The sequence below is a fragment of the Wolbachia endosymbiont (group B) of Athalia cordata genome (assembly GCF_947251845.1).
Taxonomy (GTDB): domain Bacteria; phylum Pseudomonadota; class Alphaproteobacteria; order Rickettsiales; family Anaplasmataceae; genus Wolbachia.
The window spans coordinates 205,821-222,222 of the sequence record NZ_OX366383.1; the positions used below are offsets into that span (position 1 = coordinate 205,821).

Annotated in this window: 13 protein-coding genes and 2 tRNA genes; 5 read left to right on the forward strand and 10 right to left on the reverse strand. The window is 34.2% G+C overall.

From position 1 onward, the window contains the following. Window positions 1-284: 284 nt before the first annotated feature. The 6 genes from OPR30_RS01130 to dnaE all read right to left on the reverse strand — a co-directional run bounded on the left by OPR30_RS01130 (window position 285) and on the right by dnaE (window position 6,863). A tRNA-Met gene (locus OPR30_RS01130) sits at window positions 285-356 on the reverse strand. Continuing rightward, window positions 356-1,648 (reverse strand): adenylosuccinate lyase, encoded by a 1,293-nt coding sequence (gene purB, locus OPR30_RS01135; RefSeq protein WP_064085669.1) that lies wholly within the window; start codon window positions 1,646-1,648, stop codon window positions 356-358. Before purB ends, OPR30_RS01130 begins: the two co-directional genes overlap by 1 nt. Before the next feature lie 236 nt (window positions 1,649-1,884). Further along, window positions 1,885-2,439 carry a 50S ribosomal protein L9 gene (gene rplI / locus OPR30_RS01140; RefSeq protein WP_010402757.1) on the reverse strand — a complete coding sequence of 185 codons (555 nt, stop codon included), beginning with the start codon at window positions 2,437-2,439 and terminating at the stop codon, window positions 1,885-1,887. 3 nt (window positions 2,440-2,442) lie between these two features. Next, entirely contained in the window at window positions 2,443-2,721 is a 279-nt protein-coding gene (rpsR, locus tag OPR30_RS01145) for a 30S ribosomal protein S18 (RefSeq protein ID WP_010402759.1), read from the reverse strand. Then, window positions 2,721-3,494, reverse strand: coding sequence for a 30S ribosomal protein S6 (gene rpsF / locus OPR30_RS01150; protein ID WP_320109776.1), 774 nt, complete (start codon window positions 3,492-3,494; stop codon window positions 2,721-2,723). The genes rpsR and rpsF overlap by 1 nt, the downstream gene beginning before the upstream one ends. A gap of 48 nt (window positions 3,495-3,542) precedes the next feature. Then, window positions 3,543-6,863: a DNA polymerase III subunit alpha gene (gene dnaE / locus OPR30_RS01155; RefSeq protein WP_265030882.1), complete on the reverse strand. Its 3,321-nt coding sequence runs from the start codon at window positions 6,861-6,863 to the stop codon at window positions 3,543-3,545. Between the two features lie 200 nt (window positions 6,864-7,063). Here dnaE and OPR30_RS01160 point away from each other — a divergent pair, with 200 nt between their 5' ends. Beyond that, complete coding sequence (locus tag OPR30_RS01160; protein ID WP_265030884.1) at window positions 7,064-7,963, forward strand: ankyrin repeat domain-containing protein; 900 nt, start codon at window positions 7,064-7,066, stop codon at window positions 7,961-7,963. Between the two features lie 177 nt (window positions 7,964-8,140). On the opposite strand, the gene OPR30_RS01165 is transcribed toward OPR30_RS01160, so the two are convergent. Both OPR30_RS01165 and lipB read right to left on the reverse strand, forming a co-directional pair. After that, the gene (locus OPR30_RS01165) at window positions 8,141-9,100 is read right to left on the reverse strand and encodes an LD-carboxypeptidase (RefSeq protein WP_265030886.1); all 960 of its coding nucleotides are present in this window, start codon (window positions 9,098-9,100) and stop codon (window positions 8,141-8,143) included. Continuing rightward, window positions 9,100-9,717 (reverse strand): lipoyl(octanoyl) transferase LipB, encoded by a 618-nt coding sequence (gene lipB, locus OPR30_RS01170; protein WP_265030888.1) that lies wholly within the window; start codon window positions 9,715-9,717, stop codon window positions 9,100-9,102. Before lipB ends, OPR30_RS01165 begins: the two co-directional genes overlap by 1 nt. 303 nt (window positions 9,718-10,020) lie before the next feature. Between lipB and OPR30_RS01175 the strand changes: the two genes are divergently transcribed. Together OPR30_RS01175 and OPR30_RS01180 are read left to right on the forward strand one after the other, a co-directional pair. Beyond that, complete coding sequence (locus OPR30_RS01175) at window positions 10,021-11,196, forward strand: phage portal protein (protein ID WP_265030890.1); 1,176 nt, start codon at window positions 10,021-10,023, stop codon at window positions 11,194-11,196. Between the two features lie 53 nt (window positions 11,197-11,249). Continuing rightward, the gene (locus OPR30_RS01180; RefSeq protein WP_264375046.1) at window positions 11,250-11,681 is read left to right on the forward strand and encodes an ankyrin repeat domain-containing protein; all 432 of its coding nucleotides are present in this window, start codon (window positions 11,250-11,252) and stop codon (window positions 11,679-11,681) included. 69 nt (window positions 11,682-11,750) lie between these two features. Here the strand turns inward: OPR30_RS01180 and OPR30_RS01185 are convergent, their stop codons facing one another. Continuing rightward, window positions 11,751-14,231, reverse strand: a complete 2,481-nt coding sequence (locus tag OPR30_RS01185) for an AsmA-like C-terminal region-containing protein (RefSeq protein WP_265030892.1) — start codon at window positions 14,229-14,231, stop codon at window positions 11,751-11,753. A 277-nt stretch (window positions 14,232-14,508) separates the two neighbouring features. Between OPR30_RS01185 and OPR30_RS01190 the strand changes: the two genes are divergently transcribed. Next, window positions 14,509-14,694 carry a hypothetical protein gene (locus OPR30_RS01190; protein ID WP_264375044.1) on the forward strand — a complete coding sequence of 62 codons (186 nt, stop codon included), beginning with the start codon at window positions 14,509-14,511 and terminating at the stop codon, window positions 14,692-14,694. Here the strand turns inward: OPR30_RS01190 and murJ are convergent. Then, the gene (gene murJ / locus OPR30_RS01195; RefSeq protein ID WP_265030894.1) at window positions 14,649-16,145 is read right to left on the reverse strand and encodes a murein biosynthesis integral membrane protein MurJ; all 1,497 of its coding nucleotides are present in this window, start codon (window positions 16,143-16,145) and stop codon (window positions 14,649-14,651) included. The two genes, OPR30_RS01190 and murJ, sit on opposite strands and share 46 nt — an antisense overlap. 144 nt (window positions 16,146-16,289) lie before the next feature. Here murJ and OPR30_RS01200 point away from each other — a divergent pair. Continuing rightward, a tRNA-His gene (locus OPR30_RS01200) sits at window positions 16,290-16,365 on the forward strand. The last annotated feature ends 37 nt before the right edge of the window (window positions 16,366-16,402 follow it).

Sequence of the window (16,402 nt, forward strand, 5' to 3'; positions counted from 1 at the left end):
TTCACTTTAAATGAGTGCATTAGATTGTCTTTATATAGATGCCAGTGTCAGCTACTCGGATGAAATTCATTTAGTTGTCTTTTCTCATCTACATTACCACTTTCTTGAACGGATACCATTAGCCATTCCCCTGAATAGATACAACAAATGTTGTATCTTTATCACTTCACATACATTATTCCATATACTATATGAACAACTGAAAAAAAACTTCAGTTAATTGACAATGAATCACGTTATTTTGTCAAGTGCGCTGCTATCGCCAAACCATAGCTTAGCTTGAGTGGCTGAGGAGGGATTTGAACCCCCGACCAAGAGATTATGATCCTCCTGCTCTACCACTGAGCTACTCAGCCTAATTAAAAACCTTGCTATATATGTAATCTATATGTTTCATATAATACTTCAAATCAAACAAAGACTCAAGTTTTTCAGAGTCAATAATTCCATGCAAGGATTTATCTTGTTTCAATTCGAACAGAAAATCACTGTTATCTTGCTTTACTTTCATTGCATTATTCTGAACAATTTTATATGCCTCTTCCCTCGCCAAACCACTATTTACCAACTCGAGTAATACTCGTTGTGAAAAAACCAAGCCTTTTGAAGAATTTAAGTTCTTTTCAATGTTTTCCTTATTGATCACCAATTTATCTATCAAATCTGTTAATCGTACTAAAGCAAAATCCATTGCTATACAAGCATCAGGAGCAATGCATCTTTCCACAGACGAGTGCGATATATCTCGTTCGTGCCATAATGCAACATTTTCTAATGCAGGAAAAACATAGCTGCGTATTAAGCGTGAGAGCCCAGTCAAATTCTCACTTAAAATAGGATTACACTTATGCGGCATAGCAGAACTTCCCTTCTGACCAGTGGAAAAATACTCAGAAATTTCTCCAACTTCAGTTCTTTGCAAGTGACGTATTTCAACGGCAATATTCTCTATTGAACTTGCAATCACTCCTAAAACTGAAAAGAATATTGCGTGTCTATCACGAGGAATGACTTGAGACGATATGGTTTCAGGTATAAGTCCCATTTCTTTCGCTACATACTCTTCAACAAACGGATCAACATTTGAAAAATTACCTACTGCACCTGATATTTTACAAATCGAGATCTCTGTTTTTGCGCTAATTAATCTCTGATAATTGCGTTTAAATTCAGCATAAAATCTAGCAAATTTTAATCCAAGAGTTGTTGATTCTGCATGCATTCCATGACTGCGCCCAACACAAACAATATTTTTATAGTCCTCAGCCTTTTTTTTCAGTGCTGAAAGTATATTTTTTAAATTTTCGAGCAAAATATCACATGATTCCTTTAACTGAACCGCAAGGCATGTATCTAAAACGTCAGAACTTGTCATTCCATAATGAAGATAACGAACATCAACTCCCGCTTCTTCAGCAACATATGTTAAAAAAGCTATAACATCGTGTTTTACAATGGATTCAATTTCGTTAATACGTTCAATATCAAATTCAATAACATCAGAGAGCTTCTGAGCAACACTATTTGGAATCACTCCTAACTCTGCTTGAGCTTCACACGCTAATTTTTCTATTTTGAGCCATATATTAAACTTATTTTTTTCTTCCCAAATGGAAGACATTTCTTTGCGGCTATAGCGTGGGATCATTTTTGATTTATTCCAATAATGGTGTCATTCCAGTGCATGACACTGGAATCCAGATATAAAAGTATTTGCAAATTATTCAATGGACAACGGATTCTAGAAGCATAAAATAATGTCCATGATGAAATAAACTGGATCCCAGTGTCACGCACTGGGATGACATGAGGGGAGCACTGGGATGATACCAGCTTAGCAATGGAAGACATTTCTTTACGACTATAACAAGGGATCATCTTTGATCAGCTATCATCACCATCAGTAGCTTCTTTACTCGCATCTTGCTCTGCCTCTTGTTGCTCAGATTTCTGATTTTGCAACTTTACTTGCCTCAATTCATGTGCATCTTTTTCAGATCTTACAACGTATATAGTAATTGGAACTATCACTTTACTATGTAATTCTATATTTACTTGATACTCGCCCAAATTTTTGATACTTATTCCACCAAAAGATAAACTATGATGACTTATATCATATCCTTCTTGTAATAAAGTTTTTGCAATTTCACGTGTGGTTACAGAGCCAAAAATCTTTCCATCCTCTGAAGCTTGCTTTATTAATATAATAAATTTATCATGCAGTGATGATGCAAGCACTTTTGCTGCATTTAATTTTTTGATATTTTCTTCTTCCAATAATAAACGCTGTTCCTCTAACTTTATTAAATTTTCCTTAGTGGCTTTCATCGCCTTTTTTTGTGGAAAAAGAAAATTACGTGCATAACCTGGCTTAACTTTGACAACTTCACCAAGCTTACCTAAAGTTGTTATATTTTCCTTTAAAATTATTAACATAAATTACCTAACTTTTTTAGTACAGTAAGGAGCAAGAGCTAAAAAGCGTGCTCTTATAATTGCTAAGCGCAACTTTCTTTGTTTTCTTGCGCACACACCTGTTAACCTTCTAGGTAATATTCTACCATAGTCAGAGGTGAATTTGGACAATAAATCTATATTCTTATAGTCTATGTCCTCATCTTTAGATGCAGTAAGAGGACAGACCTTAGGACGCCTAAAGCCAGTTCTGTTATTTACAGACACGTAAGAATTATTAAAACTATTTCGTCTTTTCATCATTATGCACTTTTCTCCTCAATTTGTTTATCCAGCATGTAAGATTTACCTTTAAAAAACTCATTAACCCGTACAGACAAGTGGCGAATAATATTCTCATTCAGTTTTACTTTACGCTCAAATTCATCCATAATGCTTGAAGTAAAACTTATACACATCATACAGTAATGACCACTTTTTATCTTATTTATTGGGTATGCAAAATCCAATAGACCCCAATATTCATATTTTATCAATCCTGAAGCTTCAATATTTTTCAAAAGCACTTCCAGCGTTTTACTCAATTGATTTGAGTCTACTATTTTTAAACTTTTTAAAACCTCTTGAAGGGGCTTTATTAGATGTTGTGAAATATTTTCCTTAAAAGCATTTACTACATTATAGATAAATGCACTTTTAGTGTTAGCTCCTGGAAGGTCCATAAAATTTTGTTTTATTCCCGTATCACTTAGTTCATTTTTCAATTCTTTATCGATTCTTGACTTTATTTCTTTTAAATTTGAAAAATCTTCTTCCAATTCAACCCATAAAATTTTTGTCAGAGTTTCCAAAAAATCAGAGTAAACAATCAGACTTTTTTTAATGCTTTCAGTACTTGCCTCTAGCTCTTGTTTTGTAACTGTGCTATGTTCTCTTTCTATGAGACCTTTAAACTCCTGAGAAATAACATCTGCTTTAATATTTTTCAACAAAATAGCCAATTCTTGGACCATTTCTTCTACTTCTTGCTGCAATAAGTTCGGTTGTGCTATAAAAGTAAATTCATAGAGATTCACTATATCTTCCTTTAATATCAATTAAACACTTTATTATATAAAACTTTTTTATATAAGCAAGTTATTTGTATTAATTTCTACGCCTTCAATCCAACTTAAGTGAGATATTTCATAAATAGCTTGGGGGGTGATTGAATATGTACCTGGCAACAAGATGCTGACTTTATGTTTTTTGAGAAGAAACTTTAGCATTATTTTGGTTTTGCCTCCATTTTTCAACACTGAATTCAACTCCTCAGCAACTTTTTGCGAGTCTGCACATACAGCAGTTAAAACTAATCCTTTCATTAGAGAAGTAACCTTTTCTGTAAATTCAGATATGTCCTTTCCTGATAGTCTCGTTGTGTTTTCTGAAATTTCAAGATCAATTATCACAAATGCTCCAGGTGAAAATAGATTCCTTTTTTCTTCTATTATTTCATTATTGTAGAATGCTATTTCAGAAACATTGTGGGGATCAGAAAGTGTTAGGATAACAAATCTTCCACGTTCTGAGGTTCTCATACGCACATTTAATATTACACCAGCAGTTTTTATCGTCTTACTCTCTCCGATAAACCCAATATTTAATTTTTTCAAGAGAGTTCTAAACTTTTCAAGTGGATGATTAGTTAAGTAAAATCCCAATGAAAATAACTCATGCTCTAATTTTTCCTCTTCATTAAAATCTTCCACGTTCTCAAGTTTTGGCTTCAGAATATCAAGATTACCAAATAAAGCAGCTTGATTTGACTGCCTATTTTTATTTGCAAAGTAAATCAATGTGTCTATTGACTCGTATAACTGCTTTCTATTTTTGTGCACACTATCGAATGTTCCAGATTTAATTAAGCTTTCTAGCGCCCTCTTATTTATCATATGACCAGAATTTTGAATAAATTCCCATATGTCCTTATAAGGTGCATTTACTATTCCTTCTGCTATAGCAAAACCAACATTACGCAAAGCAGCAATTCCGTAGCGTATGTGCTCACCCTCTATTGAAAATTCAGCCTTAGATTTGCTGATATCAGGCGAAAGAACAGCAACTCCACTGAATTTTGCAGCATGATAAAACAAATTCAGTTTGTCTCTATCATCAATATTGAGATTCATCAAGGCCGTAAAAAATTCTAGCGGGTAGTTAGCCTTAAGGTAAGCTGTTTGGTAAGATATAATCGCATATGCTGCAGCGTGGGATTTATTAAATCCATAACCAGCAAATTTTGCAACAAGATCAAAAATATAACTTGCCCTGTCGTAATCAACACCGTTTTTTGTTGCTCCTTGAACAAAAAGTTCACGTTGTTTATCCATCTCTGCCTTAATTTTCTTACCCATGGCACGTCTGAGTAAATCCGCCTCTGCTAAGCTATATCCAGAGAGAATACGCGCTATTTCCATTACCTGTTCTTGGTAGATTATTACTCCGAATGTTTCTTTTAACACCTCCTCAAGCAATGGATGAATGTAATCTGGCTTTTCAAGTCCATGCTTTCTTGCAACATAAGTTGGAATGTTATCCATAGGCCCTGGGCGATAAAGAGAAATTAAAGCGATGATATCTTCAATGCAGTCTGGCTTTAGTTTGATTAAAGCTTCTCTCATTCCCGAACTTTCAAGCTGAAACACTCCGATTGAATCACCTCTTGAGAGCATTTCATAGGTTCTTTGATCAATCAAAGAAACCGAGGAAATATCAAATTTTTTTTCATCACGATTAATTAAACGACATACATGATCTATTAGTGTTAGCGTACCAAGTCCAAGAAAATCAAATTTTATTAACCCAGCTTTCTCTACATATTTCATGCTGTATTGAGTGATTGGCAGAGCCGAATTTGGATCATAATAGACGGGAACAAAATTTTCTAATTTTTGATCGCATATTACAATTCCAGCAGCATGAGTTGAAACGTGACGATATATTCCTTCGAGCTTTAGTGATATATCAAGAAGCTTTGCAATTACCTCATCACTATCTCGTTCTTTCTGTAGGTTTTGATCAAGCTCTATCGCTTGCGATAAAGTTACAGGATTTACTGGATTAAATGGAACCATTTTAGATATTTTATCCACTTGAGAGTAAGGCATTTGCAATACTCTACCAACATCACGCAATACTGCCCTTGCTTGCAATTTTCCAAAAGTGATTATTTGAGCAACATAACCGTACTTTTTCTGAACATAATCAATAACCAGGTCCCTTTTCTCTTGGCAGAAATCGATATCAAAGTCAGGCATCGATACACGATCAGGATTTAAAAATCTTTCAAAGATCAGACCAAACTTTATTGGATCAAGATCTGTAATTTGTAAGCTCCAAGCAACAATCGATCCAGCACCAGAACCTCTTCCAGGTCCAACTGGAATGCCATTTGCTTTGCTCCAACGAATGAAATCAGAAACTATCAAAAAGTAGCCAGCGTAGTTCATCGAAGTTATTACGCTTAGTTCGTAATTCAGCCGATCGTAGTATTGTTTAAGGTCTATGTCCGTTTCATTTGCAATGCGGAATTCTAATCCTGCAACTGCCTGCTCCCTCAGTTCTTCATTCTCAGTTTTATTTTCTCGACAAGGAAATTTAGGCAAGATAGGCTGCCTGCTTCTTGGCATGTAAGAGCACCGCTTAGCTATCACTAAAGTGTTATAAATTGCTTCGGGAATGTCGCTGAACAGTTCCTCCATTTCTGCCACAGATTTGAAGTAATGCTCGGTAGTTAACTTCTTTCTGTTATTCTCCAGGGCATAACTGCCCTCTGATATGCACGTTAATATATCATAAGCTTCATAATCAGATCTATTTGAAAAAAACACATCATTCGTTGCAACTAGTGGTATATTGCGCTGATAAGCAAAATCTATTAAAGCTTCTTCAAGCTCTAGCTCTTTATTCAGACCATGACGCTGCAATTCAACATATAAATGACCATCGAATGCTGAGAGCAGTCTTTTTATCGTTTCTTTATCTTGCTTCAATAACAGTTGAGCCAATATGCCGTCATATCCACCAGTTAAGGCGATTAGGCCTGAACTTAAATTTAATAGCTCATCAAAATCAACGTAAGGAATATCGCTGTTATTCTTGCGCTTTTTAAAAGATTCACTCACCAAGGTGACTAAATTAGTGTACCCTTGTTCATTTTTTGCAAGTAGGAGTATTGATAAATTTTGTTCTAAGTTTCGAACGATAATATTGCATCCTATTATTAGCTGTATTCCCCTACTTGCTGCATATTCTGCAAATTCAAGCGAGCCAAATAAGTTACCTGAGTCAGTAACTGCAACTGCCGGCATTTTGTTCTGCAAACAAAGACCAATCAGCTCCTCAATTTTAACCGAACTCTCAAGCAGAGAATAAACGCTATGAACACGCAAGTGTATGAACATAAAAAACTTTAGATTAGCAATAAAAGGATAACATTAATTTGCTCGTAGGGATATGAAAAGGTCTAACACTGAAATAACACCAAAGAGGCTACTTGAATCTAATTTACTATTCACAATCCCAGTTATTAGCTTGTTTTAATTGACTTTTTATCATAATTATGTAATAATTAAACATATTGTTTAATATTGAAGGTAGAATTGTGATAAGAGAATATAAATCACTGGAAACAGTACTGAGGACGATTGATGCTAAGGAAGATTTAAATAAAGATAATATAATTAAGAAAATACAAGAAGAACTAAAGGAATATGATCAAGATTTATATGAAAAGTGGAAGGAAGGTAAATTTGATGTAAATCATGAATTTAGCTTAAATATTTCAGGGATAGAGTACTCAAAGATTCCGTTACTAATAATAGCTGCTAAGAATGGTTACAAAAAGACAGTAGGGTTTTTAATCGGAGCAAAAGCAGATGTTAATGCGAAAGATAGAGATGAGTGCACTGCTTTGCACTATGCTGCTTTGTGTGATCGCAAAGAGATAGTAGATGTTTTAATCGGAGCAAAAGCAGATGTTAATGCGAAAGATAGAGATGAGTGCACTGCTTTGCACTATGCTACTTACAAGGGGATAAAAGAGATAGTAGAGGTTTTACTCGAAAGAGGAGCAAATGTTAACGCAGTAGATCGATATGGAAAGACTCCTTTAGATCATGCTGAAATGCGTATTAAATGGTATGCTAAAGAGCGTGCTAAAGGGTATGGTGAAATTTATGCTGAAAGTTATGCTAAGAGTGAAACCATAGTAAAAGCTCTATTAGATGCAGGAGGACGTTCTTTTGTGAAAGCACGTAATAAGGCAATGATTGCTGGTGGAGTGAATACATTATTAGGCACTGCTATAGCAGTGGCACTTTTTACAACTGGAATAATTACAGCTGAGTTGATACCTATCGTTATAGCAGTGGTTGCAGTTACAGCAGCAGCACTGGTAGTTGGTTGTGCTACATATGCATTACTAAAGCCTAGTACTAAAGTTGATGGAGCAGAAAAACCATCTGCCGTCTTAACAACAAATGAACAGCAAGGAGCTGCTTGACAGTAGAGCGCGTGACGCAGGTTCCTGGATCCCAGTACTGGGATGACAACGAAGGGTTATTTGGATAATAGCCGTACTTGATCTGGATTCCAGTGTCTAGGCACTGGGATGACAAGAAGGAGGGCTACTTGAATGGTTGAAGGGAAAGTGCTGGAATGAAAGGAGTGTTGGATAAAGCTACTTGTATAACTGTTGCACATCCATAAACTCCTTCTCGTTTTGAATGCTGATGATAGTGTGAGTGTTGAGAGGTAAAGGGTCATTTGTATGTCCATGTCCTACCCCTTTTATTGTAAATACTGGAAAGTTAACACTTTTTGCAAACCTTTCTTTTACAATTTCAACAAGATTATCATTATAACAGTTAACAAAGTCACCGAATATTACTGCATCTACTCCATCAAAAATATGAGCTTGTTTTAGGTGATCTAAACTTCGCTCAATTGAATATGGATAAACTTTTATGTCTTCTAAAAATAGAATTTTGTTTTTTGCGTTTATTTGCCAAGCAGTTCCTATGCTATTTTCAACCAAAGTCATATTACCACCGATGATTTTAGACTCTAATTTGCCATTTTTTAGTCTAATGCCATTGTCGATCATTTTTAGGTTATCAAATCTGATAGAGTTGCGTTGCTTAAGAATTAACTCTTTTAATTTTTCAACAGAGCTTTCAGCAACAGAGTTATTTACTATCATTTCCAACATGGTGCCGTGAAGAGTTTGCCAATCATATTTAACTTGCAGATAAATATGTAAAGCAGTGATATCACTATAGCCTATAAGAATTTTTTTGTTTTGAGCAATTCTTTCTTTTTTATCATTGGGCAGCTTTTCTAGGTAAGGAATTAGCCGAGAAGCCCCTTCTCCTCCTCTGATACACCAAATTATTTTGCTATCATCAGTGAGCGCATTAACCAAATCATTCGCTCTAAACTCATCAGAGTTAGAATAAAATGGGTTGTCATTACTGTATATTTTCTCCGAAATGTGAGGATTAAAATCCAAAGTTTTTACGTATTCTCTTATAGTAGGCAGATCTGATTCTTTTCCTTTCGAAGAAGGAGCAATAATATCAACTTGATTTGCAGGATTAGTGAGTAAAAGGCATAGAAAATAAAGAATAAAGGAATACATTAAAATATCTTATGAAACTCTTGCTTTAATATATCATCTAATTCGCAAAGAGAAACTTTTACTCCTAGTTTTTCCATTGATGTAACGCCATAATCTTTTAGTCCACAAGGAATAATACCCTTATAGTGGGAAAGATTCGGAGAGACATTAAGCGCTATGCCATGATAAGTTACCCATTTTCTCAAGCGAATGCCAAAAGCTGCTATTTTTTCTTCTACTCCGTTGTTGTTCACCCAAATGCCTATTCTATCTTCCTTAAATTCCCCAAGTATATTAAAGTGTTTTAAAACATTTATGATCCAATTACTTAGGTCTCTGATATATAGTTTTATGTCACATTTGTTTCTTTTTTTAAGATTTAGCATTAAATATATAATGCGCTGCCCTGGTCCGTGATATGTATATTTACCACCCCTACCTGTTTTATATATAGGAAATAATTTTTCAATAATGTCATCATCTGTTGCACCGATTCCTGCTGTGTAAAGTGGAGGGTGCTGGAGCAGCCATACTAGCTCGTCAGATAAATTATTGTAAATTTGTTGAATTTTTGCTTCCATGAATTTTACAGAATGGTTATAATCAGCAAATTGGTTAGATATTAGCCATTTTGTCATATTCTATTTCTTTAGGTCTATCAATGTCATTCCAGTCTGGAATCCAGAAATTTGATTGTAGATAGCACACTGAACTGGTAAGCATAGCTGTTTTACGCTAAAAGGAACGTATTTGACTAAATTGTATAAAAAGATGGATCCTAGTGTCAAGCTACTTGGATGACAAATATGGGCTACTTGAATGGCACTATCGCAAACGAACTAGTGTCAGCTACTCAGATGATATCGTTCTTGTAACACCAATTGATATAATTCAACTATAATTTTAATCTTTTAACAAATTTAATTTTTCAGGAGGCACATATGAATTTTAACATTTTTCAAAGAAAGAAAAGCAGTGAATACTCTGCTTTGCAACTAATGATGGAACCAAGTTGGAGTAGGCGTGATTATGTAAGTTTTGCTGAGGAAGGCTACATAAAAAATGTTATTGCCTTTCGAGCAATTAATATGATCGCAAGTGCTTCATCTTCGGTACCTTTTACTCTCTGCCAGCTTACTGACCAGGGAAAATCACAACTAAAAGCGCATCCATTACTGAAGTTACTTTATTCTCCTAATCCAATGACATCAAAATCGGAATTTATTGAGGGGATTGTGACTTATCGATTAGTTAACGGCAATTCTTATGTATTGATGATTGAGGCGCAGAACAAACCAACGGAGCTTTATCTTCTGCGCCCCGATAGAGTTGAAATTATTCCAGGAAGAAATAACGTTCCTTATGTCTATCGTTATACCGTAAATAACAACAGTTATGACTTTAGAGTTGATAAATTAACCGGACGCTCAACAGTACTGCATCTTAAAACTTTTAACCCTTTGAATGATTGGTATGGACTTTCACCAATTGAGGCAGCTGCATATAGTATAGATCAGCATAATCAGGCTGGTGCTTGGAATCAGGCAATGCTGCAAAATGGAGCAAGACCAAGTGGTGCAATAGTTGTAAAATCAGAAAAGGATGGAAGTGGTGGAAACTTAAGTCAAGAGCAGTACCAACGCTTAAAAGGACAGATAAATGATCATTACTCAGGTCCTGTCAATGCTGGAAGACCTATATTGCTTGAAGGGGGCCTAGAGTGGAAGGAAATGAGCTTATCACCGAGGGATATGGATTTTATTGAGTCAAAACATAGCTCAGCTCGTGATATTGCGCTAGCTTTTGGCGTTCCGCCTCAGTTGCTTGGCATACCAGGTGATAATACTTATAGCAATTTAGTTGAAGCACGTCTTTCCCTTTGGGAACAGACGATTTTACCAACGCTAGAAAATATTATCTGTCACCTGAATTCTTGGCTAGTGCCAAAATTTGGTAAGGATTTATGTTTGTCATACGACAAAGATGCAATAGAAATTCTAATGGAAAAAAGACAAAAGATGTGGAAATACGTGCAAAACGCAAGCTTCATGACGCTCAATGAAAAAAGAGAGGCTTTTGGCTTGCAACCGTTACCCGGTGGTGATAAGTTGAATTGATATTTATATAGTGTAGATATTTATACTAAGCTGTAATAAATAGAGGGTATTTTATGTATCAAGAACAAGAAAATTTTACTCTTCCTCATATAGAATTGTTATCGACATGCAAAGCGAATGTTAATGCAGCAGATCATAAGGGTGCTACTCCCTTACATTATGCTGCTTGCGGAAACCGCTTAGAGGAAATGAAATTATTGCTTAAAAACGGAGCGAGTGTTAATGCAGTAGATCATAATGGCGCTACTCCCTTACATTATGCTGCTTGCGGAAACCGCTTAGAGGAAATGAAATTATTGCTTAAAAACGGAGCAAATGTTAATGCAGTGGACAATTCTGGTTTTACTCCTTTGCATTTGTCTGTTTGTGAAGGCTACAGGGAGATAACACAGTTATTGCTTGGAGATACAGAAAGTCCAAGCACAAGCTGCAGCGACGCAAGCATTGAGAATGTACAAACAATCAATCAGTTTTATCATTGGTGAGAGTAGAACATCTTTTACTAAGGTCTAACTTAAAGATAGATGGTCCCTTAAATCCTACATCTAAATGAGTTAACTATTTTTCTTGCTAACTAAGGTGTTGTAAATTTGGTCTACATCAAAACTCATCTTAGGGCACCAAATAGGGCCATCTAAGTGTGCCTCGATATAAAGAGGACTATTATGATTTGGTAGTATGAAAAAGAGTCTGAATATAGAAGTTAAGGAGAAATTAGATAAGATTAAATTAGAAGAGATAGAACCTGATGCTTGATCGGTACTAAACTGTGAACTAGTTGAACATACACCACTGTTAATACTTACTTTTCCATTAATATTTTCAAAAAGCGTACTGCCATTATATATATCAACGTAAGCAAGCTTGGAAATTTCAGGTTTATTCTTACTGCTTAACAACTTAGTGATGAATGAATTAAAATCCACATTTGTAAACTCTATTTTCTGTGCTTGAAAGTTTACATTTCCTGATAAGTTACTAGCCCAATCATCAAAGCTTGTCCCTTGAGTTTTGATTTCACCACTTAAGCTTATCTTGCCATTTATGTTATTAACTCCTATAACTTCCTTGGTGTCTAAATTTGCAATAGAAAATTTTGTGTGAATTGAGCCTGCTTTTAGATAACCCTGAAAAAACATTTGTCCATGTTCTAGTATGTAACTTATCTGTTTGATAGTGATAGTGTTGTTTCTTATCACTGTATCCAAGTTAAAATCTTTTAAGACGTTTTGCCCAATTTTAAATTCTGTAGTTTTGATTTGCACGTTTGCATCAAAATCTCCTTTCTCATCTAAAAAATTAAGCTGCTTTGTTGACCATTGAATTTGATTTATTTCATTTCTTGAGTTTCTTTTTACCTCTAATAGTTTTGGTAATTTAAAGATATTTCCATTAAATTTATTACCTGTAAGGTTTACGTCTAATAAAGGCTTAGTGTATTTTTGATCCACTAATATTTTTACACTACCGGTAATGTCGAAATTTTCTCCGAATAACTTTATTTTATCTGCAACTAGCTTGTTCTCTTGTATTTTTAATGAAAAATCCAAATCTTCAATTTTTGTACCATTGAATATAGAATCTTTAACACTAGTTCTTATATTTACATCATATTTAAGATTTTTCAGCCATTGCACTTTGCTGAATAATGAATAATCATATTTATCTATATTAATGTTATGTATGCTAAATTTACTATCGATCATATTGTGTTTTTTTGTGTGATTTAGCTTAATTGATCCTTGCCAAGATTCTTTGTTATTTAGCAATCTGATATCTGAAAGAGATAATATTCTAGGTGCTAAATATAGTTTAGAACTTGCTGTAAATTGACTTTTCTCTCTTTCTTGCATCTTGATAGAAGGTAAAATATGTGAAATGAACGACTCACCCTTTATCAATATATCACCATTAAATTCAGACAAGTTGCCATTGTTTGAAACTCTTCCTGATAAGCGAGATATATTATTGGTTCCAGGAAATTGAAGAAGAGTATCAACGTTTATTTCGCCATTAGCAAATTTTAGCGTAGCATGAAATTTGTCCAATATCCTGTTTTGATATTGAATATTTGAAGCTTCCATATTAAAATCCAAGCTCAGGTTCTTTGGTACAACCTCTCTAAAAGATTCTAAAAGACCCTTCATATCTGTTGTTTTGTGTGAGCCGTTTTTTAGGTCGACTTTACTAAAACTAATATTGATATTAGTATGATCACTTTTTCTATCATTTTGTATTATACCAGTGCCTTGCATGCTTTTGGACTCAATTTTTAAATCAGTTGCCGTAAACTCGCTTTCATTGAGATTGATATTGGATGATATCTCAATATTTTCGCTGGGAATCACATAAGAAAGGAAGCTAAGATTAATGATTTTTGCTAAATTGCTCACAGAACCGGAACTGTTATTGATTGTCAGTGTTAAATTACCCTGTTGATTTCTATTACCTTTAAATAGCAAATTTGCAAAATTTGAATCAACACTAATGTGTACATTATTTTTTGTGACATTAACCTTTCCAGAAAAATCGTAATTGTTGTCACCAATCTGTACTTCACCAAAAAACTGCTTATTTTTTTTTATAGCAACTTCCTTGATGTTAATAGTATCGGCGTTAAAACTTATTTGGCTGTCCTTTATTAATATATCAACTATATTATCATTGGCTTTCGTATTTATAATATTAAGTAAATTTTCTTTGTTGCTTTTCATGCCCAAAAATGAGATTGACTTTGGTTGCAATGAAAATGAAAACAACGATGGCCTTATTTCAATTTTTTTTGCACTAATTAAATCTGATAATTTTTGTTCCTTGTTTTTGTTATATTGTACATATACATTGTGAATAGTAAGTTTTGGAGTAATGAGCGAAACTTCAATTTTTCCTCCAACATGTACTTTAGCATCATACGTCTTCTCTAACTCTTTTACGATATATTCTCTGTAGCCACTCCAATCCTTAAAAGTTGCAGCAACGTGCATGAGAATTAATAGAAACAAGATTGATGATATGGCGTATAAAGAAAGTTTCATAATAGACCTCTCATTCCAGCATCCCTTCTCTTCTTGTCATCCCAGTCTGGGATCCAGGAAATTTGATTAGACATTAAGTTAATTAGCAAAAAAGTAGCTATTCTTATGTTAAAACACAGCATTTTTACATGAGAAGCTGGTCTGATGAGCACTGGGTTCCCAGTGGAAATTGCTCTCAAACCACAACACTCATACAGTTGTGTGTGTGACACTGTGATCCAGTGTGACTTAAATAAGGTTTTCCAGATTATATAATCAACAAAATTTCTGGATCCCAGTGTCAAGCACTGGGATGACAGGAATAGGTGCTGGGATGACAGGAATAGGTGCTGGAATGACAGGAATAGGTTATGGTATGAAAGGAGTGGATATTGGAATAGTAGCTGAAATGACATATAGCAATACAAAGGGTGTAATTTATACATATTTCAAATTATTCAAATTTCCTCTAAAAATTAGGTAAAGAGTGCTAGAATAAATAATAACACTCAAAGCTATTAAAGTTACTAAATAAACAATACGAGCTAGCCCTCTATCGAAAAACAACCCTGCTGATAAGTAATTAGAGAGATAAAGAACTATTGACATAACCAATGTTGCAGTGAGAATTTTTACAATATTTAGTAATAATGCTTGGCTAATCTTATACATCTTATTTATTGTTAAATAATTAATCAATAAAATAGAATTTATCCAAGTGGAAATGGAAGTAGCAATAGCAATTCCTATATGTTGGTATTTGTTCATTAATATGAGATTTAGTATTACATTAATTCCAAGGCACGTTAATGAGAACATAGTTGGTATTTTTAGCTTTCCCCTAGCAAAGAATGTGGGTAGCAATACTTTATTTATAATAAATGCGGGTAAAGAAAGAGAAAATGCTACTAATGTAGGAACAGTTTGCTGCACTGCATAATAATCAAATCGGCCGTAAGAAAAAAGCGTAAGTAAAATTATGTCAGGAATAATGATAAAAGCAGAAGTTATTGGCATAATTAATATTAACCCTATATTAAGGGCCTTGTTCTGTATTTTGACTATATTCTCAGTATCATTTATTCGTTTTGAAATCAGAGGAAGAAGTACTGTACCAATTGCAGTGCCAATTACTCCTTGCGGTAGTTGATTTAGTCTATCGGCATAATATATATAAGAAACTGCATTTGGTATAAAACTCGCCATGATTGTGTCAATCCATACACTTATTTGTATTACACAATTGTTGATAATTGCAGGTATCACGCGTTTAAAAAATAATTTTACTTCGTTACTTAATTCTAAACTAAAAGAAAAGAAAGCCTTTAATTTGTATGCACTAAATACTATTAAAAGTAGCTGCAAAATCCCTCCAATCAGGACAGCTATAGAAAGGTTATGAGCCGGTGTTTCAATGTAAGGTAAAAACAAACTGATGATTAAACAGAGGTTCAAAATGATTGGTGAAATAGCTGTTGAAGCAAAATGCTGTTTTACTTGCAACATTCCACCAATAAGTGATGCGATTGACACGAAGATTATGTAGGGCATCATAATTTTCGACAAAGTTACAGTAAAGGTAAATTTATTTTGGTCAAATCCAGGAGTGAAGATTTTGATCATGTAAGGGAAGAAGGCTTGTGTGATAAGGCAAAAAATTACTAGAATAATAAACGTAATGGATATTACACTACTTGCGAAATTAAATGCCTTTTTATTATCATATGACTCTGCAGAGTATAATGGTATGAATGAGGTAGTAAATGCTCCCTCTGCAAAAAACGATCGAAATAAATTAGCAAAGCGAAACGAGGAAAAGAATATATCTGCAAGAGAAGTTGCACCAATAACCGTAGCAATCAATACATCTCTTATTAGCCCTAAAATTCTTGAAATAGCTGTAAAAAAACTAAATGTGAAAATACTTTTAAACATATCACGATTTCAATACGATTAACTATAATGCTAAAAGCATAAATGAAAATGTTTATTCGCTAAACTTAAAACTCTATGCAAAAGTAGGTAGCCTAAATAATTAATTGACTATTTATGCTTGTGTGTTAGAAATTTTATACCTTGGCGGGCGTAGCTCAGTTGGTAGAGCGTCAGTTTGTGGTACTGAATGTCGCCAGTTCAATCCTGGTCGCTCGCCCCACTAAAATTTTCCACTTTACATAAATATAAACATTAGA

What these genes read in the sequence shown, in the direction of transcription:
- rpsR (WP_010402759.1), bottom strand. Translation starts at nt 2,721, where the DNA reads ATGATGAAAAGACGAAATAGTTTTAATAATTCTTACGTGTCTGTAAAT.
- dnaE (WP_265030882.1), bottom strand. Translation starts at nt 6,863, where the DNA reads ATGTTCATACACTTGCGTGTTCATAGCGTTTATTCTCTGCTTGAGAGT.
- OPR30_RS01165 (WP_265030886.1), bottom strand. Translation starts at nt 9,100, where the DNA reads ATGTATTCCTTTATTCTTTATTTTCTATGCCTTTTACTCACTAATCCT.
- OPR30_RS01185 (WP_265030892.1), bottom strand. Translation starts at nt 14,231, where the DNA reads ATGAAACTTTCTTTATACGCCATATCATCAATCTTGTTTCTATTAATT.
- lipB (WP_265030888.1), bottom strand. Translation starts at nt 9,717, where the DNA reads ATGACAAAATGGCTAATATCTAACCAATTTGCTGATTATAACCATTCT.
- rplI (WP_010402757.1), bottom strand. Translation starts at nt 2,439, where the DNA reads ATGTTAATAATTTTAAAGGAAAATATAACAACTTTAGGTAAGCTTGGT.
- purB (WP_064085669.1), bottom strand. Translation starts at nt 1,648, where the DNA reads ATGATCCCACGCTATAGCCGCAAAGAAATGTCTTCCATTTGGGAAGAA.
- OPR30_RS01175 (WP_265030890.1), top strand. Translation starts at nt 10,021, where the DNA reads ATGAATTTTAACATTTTTCAAAGAAAGAAAAGCAGTGAATACTCTGCT.
- OPR30_RS01180 (WP_264375046.1), top strand. Translation starts at nt 11,250, where the DNA reads ATGTATCAAGAACAAGAAAATTTTACTCTTCCTCATATAGAATTGTTA.
- murJ (WP_265030894.1), bottom strand. Translation starts at nt 16,145, where the DNA reads ATGTTTAAAAGTATTTTCACATTTAGTTTTTTTACAGCTATTTCAAGA.